Annotated in this window: 10 protein-coding genes; 4 read left to right on the top strand and 6 right to left on the bottom strand. The window is 70.2% G+C overall.

Translation table 11 applies throughout. The annotated features are described in order from the left end of the window. The first annotated feature begins 323 nt into the window (after window positions 1-323). The 3 genes from FLM69_RS10625 to FLM69_RS10615 all read left to right on the top strand — a co-directional run bounded on the left by FLM69_RS10625 (window position 324) and on the right by FLM69_RS10615 (window position 2,943). Window positions 324-746: an HIT family protein gene (locus FLM69_RS10625; RefSeq protein WP_141844180.1), complete on the top strand. Its 423-nt coding sequence runs from the start codon at window positions 324-326 to the stop codon at window positions 744-746. Between the two features lie 213 nt (window positions 747-959). Continuing rightward, complete coding sequence (locus tag FLM69_RS10620; RefSeq protein WP_141844178.1) at window positions 960-1,457, top strand: GNAT family N-acetyltransferase; 498 nt, start codon at window positions 960-962, stop codon at window positions 1,455-1,457. Between the two features lie 415 nt (window positions 1,458-1,872). After that, on the top strand, window positions 1,873-2,943 hold the full coding sequence (locus FLM69_RS10615; RefSeq protein WP_141844176.1) for a GNAT family N-acetyltransferase: 1,071 nt from the start codon (window positions 1,873-1,875) through the stop codon (window positions 2,941-2,943). Between the two features lie 23 nt (window positions 2,944-2,966). Here the strand turns inward: FLM69_RS10615 and FLM69_RS10610 are convergent, their stop codons facing one another. Beyond that, the gene (locus tag FLM69_RS10610) at window positions 2,967-3,587 is read right to left on the bottom strand and encodes a LysR family transcriptional regulator (protein ID WP_141844174.1); all 621 of its coding nucleotides are present in this window, start codon (window positions 3,585-3,587) and stop codon (window positions 2,967-2,969) included. Window positions 3,588-3,658: 71 nt separating this feature from the next. On the opposite strand from FLM69_RS10610, the gene lysE reads away from it, so the two are divergent. Next, window positions 3,659-4,273 carry an L-lysine exporter gene (lysE, locus tag FLM69_RS10605; protein WP_060973796.1) on the top strand — a complete coding sequence of 205 codons (615 nt, stop codon included), beginning with the start codon at window positions 3,659-3,661 and terminating at the stop codon, window positions 4,271-4,273. A 33-nt stretch (window positions 4,274-4,306) separates the two neighbouring features. Here lysE and FLM69_RS10600 read toward each other — a convergent pair whose 3' ends face one another. The 5 genes from FLM69_RS10600 to FLM69_RS10580 form a co-directional block, all read right to left on the bottom strand. Beyond that, entirely contained in the window at window positions 4,307-4,894 is a 588-nt protein-coding gene (locus FLM69_RS10600; RefSeq protein ID WP_036314945.1) for a PIN domain-containing protein, read from the bottom strand. After that, complete coding sequence (locus FLM69_RS10595; RefSeq protein ID WP_134416925.1) at window positions 4,894-5,406, bottom strand: helix-turn-helix domain-containing protein; 513 nt, start codon at window positions 5,404-5,406, stop codon at window positions 4,894-4,896. The genes FLM69_RS10600 and FLM69_RS10595 overlap by 1 nt, the downstream gene beginning before the upstream one ends. Before the next feature lie 75 nt (window positions 5,407-5,481). Further along, window positions 5,482-5,823: a luciferase family protein gene (locus FLM69_RS10590; RefSeq protein WP_060973795.1), complete on the bottom strand. Its 342-nt coding sequence runs from the start codon at window positions 5,821-5,823 to the stop codon at window positions 5,482-5,484. A 196-nt stretch (window positions 5,824-6,019) separates the two neighbouring features. Beyond that, window positions 6,020-7,051, bottom strand: coding sequence for a methionine synthase (locus FLM69_RS10585; RefSeq protein ID WP_036314939.1), 1,032 nt, complete (start codon window positions 7,049-7,051; stop codon window positions 6,020-6,022). Then, complete coding sequence (locus FLM69_RS10580; protein WP_051995257.1) at window positions 7,048-8,094, bottom strand: putative oxygenase MesX; 1,047 nt, start codon at window positions 8,092-8,094, stop codon at window positions 7,048-7,050. The genes FLM69_RS10585 and FLM69_RS10580 overlap by 4 nt, the downstream gene beginning before the upstream one ends. Between the last annotated feature and the right edge of the window lie 164 nt (window positions 8,095-8,258).

The raw sequence follows: 8,258 nt of genomic DNA, 5'->3' as shown, positions 1-8,258 counted from the left end.
CCCGCCGTCACCGGTGAGCTCGACGCCGCCCGCGTCGATCTGCGCGAACAGGGCATCAAGCTGCCCTGAGGCTTTCAGCTGCTCGACCAGGTCCTGGCCCGAGGGCTCGCCTGGGTTCTTCTCGTCGATCATGGTCATGATTCTTACCGTTCCTCTCGGTACGGCTTACACAGACCATCTGACACGCCCTGGACGGAGGGACATTCACCAACCGGCGGAGCGCGCAATCTGTCATTTTTCGCGCGAGGGGGTTCGCGTCAGTTGACCATCCGTTCATCCCCATCCCTCTCGCCCGGGCGCATATGCGCTATTAGCGTCGAGGGATGGAGATTCTCTGTCCCTTCTGCGAAGTCGCCGCGATGCAGCCGCCCGCCAACGTCGTCGCCGAGAGCCCTCTCGCCCTCGCCATACTGGACCTTCATCCGGTCGCGGACGGTCATTGCCTCGTCATCCCCCGCCGCCACGTGGCCACTCTGGCCAGTCTTCGCGCCGAGGAAGGCGCAGAGATGTTCGCCCTCGCCACCCGCGTGTCCAGAGTCGTTCGACAAACCCTCGCACCGGCGGTAAACCTGCATCTATCTGACGGCTCGGAAGCCGAGCAAGACATCCCCCATGTCCACCTGCACGTGATCCCCCGCCACCGCGACGACGATGTGGCGATCCACCTGCCTCCGTCGCCAAATCCAAAGGACCTGGAATCCACGGCGACAGCGTTACGCACCGAGATGCGCACGCGGAGCATCTAGGACGATCCGGCAATATCGGTTGTTTGTGGCTGGCCCAATCCCCGCCACCGAAACGAACTGCCAGCGCGTGCATTGCTTGGACATGCATAGGTCACTCATGTTCCGACCGGCTCGACTCATTCCGAGAGCAGGTGTGCGCTGTTATCGTTCTGACCATGTTCACTCTGTGACGGCGATCACTGTGAGTAGCCAGCCATCACGAGAGGAACCCCTGTGTCTACTGACCTGCTGACCCTTCACCTGCCGCCGACCCACTCCGCTGACCACGCCCCTGGAAGCCTCGAGCTCCGAGGACTGGACGCGGGGACGGCCGATGACCTGGCCCGGTGCTACCTCGCCGCCTACCCACCGGGCGTCGCCGCCTCCGACCTGGCCGAAGCGCGGGAGGAGATGGAGGCGACCTTCCGCGGCGACTACGGGGAGCTGCGCGCCGACGCGAGCGCCTCGGCGTGGGTGGACGGCCGCCTGGCCGGGGCGATCATGGTGGTCACCCACTCGATCTGGGACGCGGACCTCGCGGGGCCGTTCATCATTGACCTCTTCACCGATCCCGCCGCGCGCGGGAAGGGGGTCGGGCGCGCCCTGGTGCAGCACGCCGTCGACGTCTGCTCCGCCGCCGGCGACCCCGCCCTGAGTCTGCGCTTCGGCGAGGGCACCTCCGAGGCGGCCATGGGGATCTACCAGAAACTTGGATTCCAGCCCGTCGATTAGGCAGATTCGGTCGTTAGTGACGAGGGGCCCTGCCATGCGCCGTGTGCGCCACCTCCGGCCCTGCCCCCCGCCGCACGGCCCGCCACAACCAACCCGCCAGAGCGGCAGCCGCCCGTACGTTTCGGGCGATCCCCGGGACCCGCGGGGGCGCCCACCTGGACACCCAGTGTCACCCCGGCCGGATCCCGCCCGATATGCGAAGAGTTCCCCGCGCGTCGTGGGGAACTTTGCCTGCATCTCGACAGCAAAGGCCCTTGCCCACCGATCCGCGTCGTGACATAGTTCACCCCATGATGCAGCAGAAGTGACCCCGTGGGTCCGACGACCCACCACCGGCCCTCCCCGCGCGCCCGTCTCGAGCACGGCTCGACGGGTGCCTCTGCGCCCACCCCTTTCTGCAGAAAGCAGTCACCGCATGCCTGACATCATCGAATTCCCCCTGCCCGCCTCGTCGGACGACCCCCACTGGCGGGCCTACTGCCACCTCGGAGACGAGTACAACCACGAGCTGATCGGCACGACCGAGTGGGACGAGACCCCCAGGGACGCGCTCATCCAGGCCGCCGCCGAGACCGACCACACGCAGCGCCGCTACCTGGCGTACGTCGACGGCGAGGCGGTCGGCTACGCCCGCGTCCTGATCAACCACGTCGACGACCCTGACGCGGCCGCCCTCAACGTCTACGTCCACCCGCGGCACCGCGGACGCGGCCACGGCCGGGCACTGGCCGAGCGGCTCGTCCTGGACACCGCCGGCCTCACCCGTTTCGAGACCTGGCCGCTGACGCCGCCGCCGGTGGCCGGGCAACGGGCGCTCACCCCGCCCAACGGCGCCGGCGCGGTGCCCGCCGAGCATCCGGGTGTGCGTCTCGCCCAGTCCTACGGCTTCGCGCTCGCCCAGATCGAGCGGGTGAGCCGGTATGACTTCGCCGATCCGGGGATCGACCCCGCCGTCGCCCTGGCCGAGGCCGAATGCGTCTCGTCGGACTACGAGCTCCACGCCTGGGAGGGCGCGGCCGACGCGTCCCTGCAGGACGACCTCGCCGTCCTCAAGGCCCGCATGGCCACGGACGTGCCCTCCGGGGAACGCACAGTGGTCGAGCAGGTCTGGGATGCGGCCCGCGTGCGTCGCATGGACGAGCAGATCCTCACGACCGGCCGGCTCTTCCGCGCGGTGGCGCGGCACCGTGCCACCGGTCGGATCGTCGCCCTGAGCGAGCTGGTGGCGCCCCGCTCGCGCCCGGATGGGCTCATCGACCAGTGGGACACCATCGTGCTGCCCGAGCACCGCGGCCGCCGCCTCGGCATGCGCGTGAAGGCGGCGAACCTCGTCGCCGTCCGAGACGCGCTGCCCGAGGCCCGCGCGATCATCACGTGGAACGCCGAGGAGAACCGGCACATGCTCGACGTCAACGAGGCGCTGGGCTTCCGGCCTGTGCTGGCCGAGGCGTCCATGGAGGCGTCGACACCGCTGCGACGTCGCTGACGGCCCGCGACCTCGGCGCCGCCTCACCCCCGCTCGAGCGTCCGCTGGGCCGCCTCCCGCACCGCCCGTGTGAGCCGCACCAGGCGCGTCACGGGCAGTGTGGCCGCCTGCCAGTAGAGGGGCACGAGGACGTCGTCGAGCCCGGGCACGCGGGCCAGCCGGCCGGCGCGCACGTCCTCGACGGCCTGGGCGTCCACGAGCATGCCCCACCCCAGGCCGGCCCGGACGGACCGGTGGAACCCGTCGAACGACGGCGCCAGGTGCGTGGGCGGGGCGACGTCCAGCCCGGCGTCGCTCAGCGCGAGGCGCTGCAGGTCGTCCTTCGCGTTGTAGCGCATCATGGGCATCGCGCGGAGGTCGACGACGTCGCCCGCCGCGTGCCGCGCGAGCAGGGCGGGCGAGGCGAGCGGGACGTAGCGCGTGCTCCCCAGCGGCTCTGCCGCGCACCCCTGGACCGGCTGCGGCTCCGTGGTGACGGCGGCCAGCACCTCGCCGCGCCGGAGCAGCACCTGGCCCACCTCCCGCTCCAGGGCGCGGATGCGCTGGCTGACCGCGGAGGCGCTGACGCCGAGCTCGTACGCGGCCGCTTCGAACGAGCCCTCGTCGGCGATCGCACGCAGCGCCTGCAGCTGATCCAGGTTCATGAAGCAGAGCTTAGGCACCTGCAGTTCTCTTCGTTTGGCTCAGGCCCGGCCGGGCTCTAGCGTCCTCACCCATGTGGACCCTCGCCGGCACCGGCCTGCTCACCGGACTCGCCCTCATCGTCGCCATCGGCGCCCAGAACGCCTTCGTGCTCCGCCAGGGCGTGCGCCGGGAGCATGTGGGCGCCGTCGTGCTGGTGTGCATGGCCTCGGACGCCGTGCTGATCCTGGCCGGGACCGCCGGGGTGGGCGCGCTCGTGCAGGCCGTGCCGTGGCTGCTCGAGGTGCTGCGCTGGGGCGGCGCCCTGTACCTGCTCTGGTTCGCGGTCTCCTCCCTGCGTGCCGCGCTGCGCCCGCAGGGGCTCGTGGCCGAGCAGGCGCCGCGGACCGCGGGCTCGGTCGTCGCCACCACGCTCGCACTGACCTGGCTCAACCCGCACGTCTACCTGGACACCGTGGTGCTGCTGGGCAGCCTCGCCAACCAGCACGGTCCCGACGCGCGGTGGGTCTTCGCCGCCGGCGCCGTCGCCGCCTCGGTCCTGTGGTTCACCGCGCTCGGCTACGGCGCGCGCCTGCTGGCCCGGGTGCTCGCCGACCCGAAGGCGTGGCGCGTGGTGGACGTGGTGATCGCGGTGGTCATGGCGGTGCTCGCGGTCCGGCTCATCGCCGGTTCCGGCGTGTGGGGGTGAGCCGACAGACGCCGGTTCTGGCGTCGGGCTGAATCAAGGTCGCTCAACGTCGACCCGCCAGAGCTGGGCTCGTGCGGCCTCCGCGAACAGGGGTGCACCGCACGGCACCAGCCGCTCAAGGACGTCCCTGACGGTCAACGGAGGATTCCGTGTCGCGCCCGCTTGGGCTGCGAGGGCCGTCATCACTCGAGCCGGGTCCAGGTCGAGCTGGTTCATGAAAAACTCATCCGGACTCTGCACCTCGATGTCGAAGGACTCAACGACCTCCCGCGGGAAGTCCTTCAGATTCGCCGTGACGATCAGGTCAGCACGTCCCTGGATCGCGGCGGCGACCACATGCCGATCATCGGGGTCCGGAAGATCGATCCCGGGCACGAGCTGCTCCCACCCCTCGACCCGCGCGTCGTCGAAGGCGGCGTCCATGACCCCGGCACGGTGACGCGCCGCCCCCGACGCACGCATGTCTGGATGCATCGCTTCCAGTGCGCGCACCGTCTCGTCGAGGATCCGCCCGCTCCATACCGGCCGATAGAGGCCCGCCTCGGCCAGATGCAGCAAGGTGTCCGCTTGGGCGATGGGCACGAGGACGCACGCGTCGAGCACCGCGCTGAAGCGCGCCACTACCCGCGCTCACCCCGGAGGTCGGCGCGAGCCTGACGCAACGCCTCGCGGTAGGACTCCGCCTTCTGGTCGTAGAGCCCCGCAGACGAGGCCTCCCCTACGAGGTCGCTCAGCGAGGCACGCCGCTCCCCGCGCTTCCGCTGCTGATAGGACACGACGTCTTGGAGCCGGATGCGTCGGTGCCGACCACCGGTCGTCCTCTCGTACGGCAACGCGCCCTCCTCGAGCAGCCTCACCAGCGTGGGACGACTGATGCCGAGGAAGTTCGCCGCCTCTTGTGTCGTGAGCAGCTGGTCGACGGGTGCCACCGTGATGGCCTTGCCCACCCGCATCGCCTCGACGACGTCCCGCAGGACGTTGAAAGCCTCTGGCGGCAGGGGGACCTTCTGGCCGTCAGGGCCGACCAGGGCGGCCGGCTGCGTCAGGCCGTCGAGGAACCTGCCGAGGTCGAGCATCTCCTCGAGGTCCGTCGGCGGCAGCACCGTGTGCTTGTCATTCACCGTCGCAGTCATGGAACAAGACTACCCGCGAAAAAGAAAAATTCGCAGTCCCCTCCCGCCTCCGCTTCCCCGCCCCGGGACACTGTGTCAGCCGCGCGCGTAGGCGAGCGACTCCTCGATGATCCCGACGACGACGGCCAGCTCCGCCTCGTCCCGCGGACCGTAGAGCATCCACTCCGTGCCGAAGTCCGCGTAGCCATGCGGTTCGAGCCATCCGAGCTCGGTCAGACGAACGCCGCGCTCGGGCGCCAGGACGAGGTGCACTGACGTGTCGTCCACCCCATGCAGGTGCACCGGCTCCCAGCGCCGGCCTGGTGAGAGGTTGACCTCCGGGGTGCGCTCCTCCGGCCGGCCTGTCAGGTGGACGGCGCGCGACGTTGCTGGCGAGACGGTGCTGTGGCCCTCCTCGACGCCGTCGAGGGCGAACACCGCAGCGACCAGACGGCCCCACAGCTCCGGCGATGATCGCTGATCAAGCTGTCGGTGGGGCCCCTCGGTCGACGTCGCGGGACGACTGCCCGGCCGGGGATCGTCAGCGGTGAGCCGGACACGGGGGCTCGCATCAGGATCCATGCAGACGATCCTGACGGGGCCCCGCCGGCCAGGCAAGGCCATCAGGCCCCCCTCACTCCCCGCCCAGCTCCTCCCGGAGGATCCGCGCGCCGGCCACGAGCGCGGCGGTCTTGTCCCGCGCCACGGAGCGAGCCAGCGGCGCCATGCCGCAGTTGGTGCTCGCGATCAGCTTGTCCGCGTCCACGAACTCGAGGGTCTCCCGGAGGGTCGCCGCGACCTCCTCGGGCGTCTCGATCTCGTCGCTCGCCACGTCGATCGCGCCGACCATCACCTTCTTGCCGCGCAGCAGGCCGATGAGCTCCGCCGGCACCCGGGAGTGGTGCCGCTCCAGGGCGATCGTGTCGATCGTGGACTCGCGCAGCAGCGGGAACGACGTCTCGTACTGGCGCCACTCCTCCCCGAGCGTGGCCTTCCAGTCGTTGTTCGCCTTGATCCCGTAGCCGTAACAGATGTGCACGGCCGTCTCACACGTCAGGCCCTCGGCCGCACGCTCGAGCGTCGCCACGCCCCAGTCGCGGACGTCGTCGAAGAACACGTTGAACGCGGGCTCGTCGAACTGCACGACGTCGACGCCCACCGCCGCCAGCTCCCGCGCCTCCTCGTTGAGGATGCGCGCGAACTCCCACGCGAGCTTCTCGCGGCTGCCGTAGTGGCGGTCGGCGAGGGTGTCGATCATGGTCATCGGCCCGGGCAGGGTCCACTTGATGGGCCGGTCCGTCCGCGCGCGCAGGGCCTTCGCGTCGTCCACGAACACCGGCGCCGGCCGGCCCACCTCCCCGACGACGGTCGGCACGCTCGCGTCGTACCGGTCGCGGATCCGCACCGTCTCGCGCCGGTCGAAGTCCACACCGCCGAGGTGCTCGATGAACGTGGTGACGAAGTGCTGGCGGGTCTGCTCGCCGTCGCAGACGATGTCGATGCCCGCACGCTCCTGATCGGCCACGGCGAGGGCGAGCGCGTCGAGCTTGCCCTCGCGCAGCTGCTCCCCCTCGAGCTTCCAGGGCGACCAGAGCGTCTCCTCCTCGGCGAGCCAGCCGGGCTTCGGCAGGCTGCCGACGAGGGCGGTGGGGATCAGGGTGGTCATCGGGTCTCCTCGTTGTCTCGTGCGGCGTGGGCGGCGGCCCAGCGCTCCAGCAGGTCGCGGTGCGGGCCCACGAAGTGCTCCTGCGTGTACTCCCCCTGCTCCCGGCCGAGGCGGGCCCGCTCCTCGCGGTCGTAGGCGATCCGGGTCTGCGAGAAGTCGCCGTGGTCCAGGCGCGGCCGGTACACCTCGCCGGCCCCGGCGTTCGCGTTGTAGATCTCCGGCCGGTAGATCCGCTGGAAGGTCTCCATGGTGGCGATCAGCCCGGCCAGGGAGAGGTTCGCGTGGTCGTTGAGCAGGTCGCCCCGCGAGTAGAACGCCAGCGGCGCCACGGCCCCGCGCGGCAGGAAGCACCGGATCCCCAGGCCCATCCGGCCGAAGTAGCGGTCCGTGCGGGAGGGTTCGTCCTGGCGGTACTCGACCCCGAGCACCGGGTGCTCGTTCGTCAGCCGCCGGTAGGTGCGGCTCGTGGACACGCTGATGCAGATCACGGGCGGCTGCGGGAACCGCTCCCGGTACGCCTGCGAGTCCAGCAGGTGCCGGAACAGCCGCCCGTGCAGGTCGCCGAAGCCGTCGGGCTCCTCGGTCCCCGGCGACGTCACCGCGTGCGCGGGCAGCACCACCGAGAAGTCGTGGTCGCGGACGTAGGAGGAGAAGTTGTTCCCCACACTGCGGCCGAGCACGGCGCCCGTCGCACGCTCGACCACCCGCACGTCGAGCATCTCCATGAGCGGGAAGTCGACGTCCGCGCCGTCGTCGGCGGTGAAGTGCACGTCGATCGAGACGATCTCGATCCGCGCCGTGTAGCGGTCCCGCTCCGGGTTGTCCCAGGGGGCGAGGTCGTTGAGGCGCCCGTCGATCATGGCCAGGGCGGCGCGCAGGTTCTCCCGCCGGTCCGTGCCGCGGGCGAGGTTCGCGAAGTTCGTGGTGGCGCGCGTGCTGGCGGCGGGCGTGTAGTCCTCGTCGAACGGCGTGGTGTGGATGCTGAACGTCAGGTCGTCCACGCGGGTGGGCGCGGTGCTCGGGACAAGGGTGGCGTGGCTCATCGGGTCCTCTCCGGGGTGCGGGCGCGGGTGGTGAGGCTGTATCTTATACACTTCTGACGCTGCCGACGACCGCATAAGTATAAAAATCCGGGGCTGCCGGCTCAACTTACAAAAAAGAGCAAGGAGGGCGAGCTGGTAGTCAGAAAAAAAGCTAAAAATGTACA

It is taken from the genome of Micrococcus sp. R8502A1, assembly GCF_006704135.1.
In the GTDB taxonomy this organism is placed as follows: Bacteria; Actinomycetota; Actinomycetes; order Actinomycetales; family Micrococcaceae; genus Micrococcus; species Micrococcus luteus.
The sequence above is the reverse complement of the archived record's forward strand: the minus strand, read 5'-3'. Positions and strand labels throughout refer to the sequence as shown.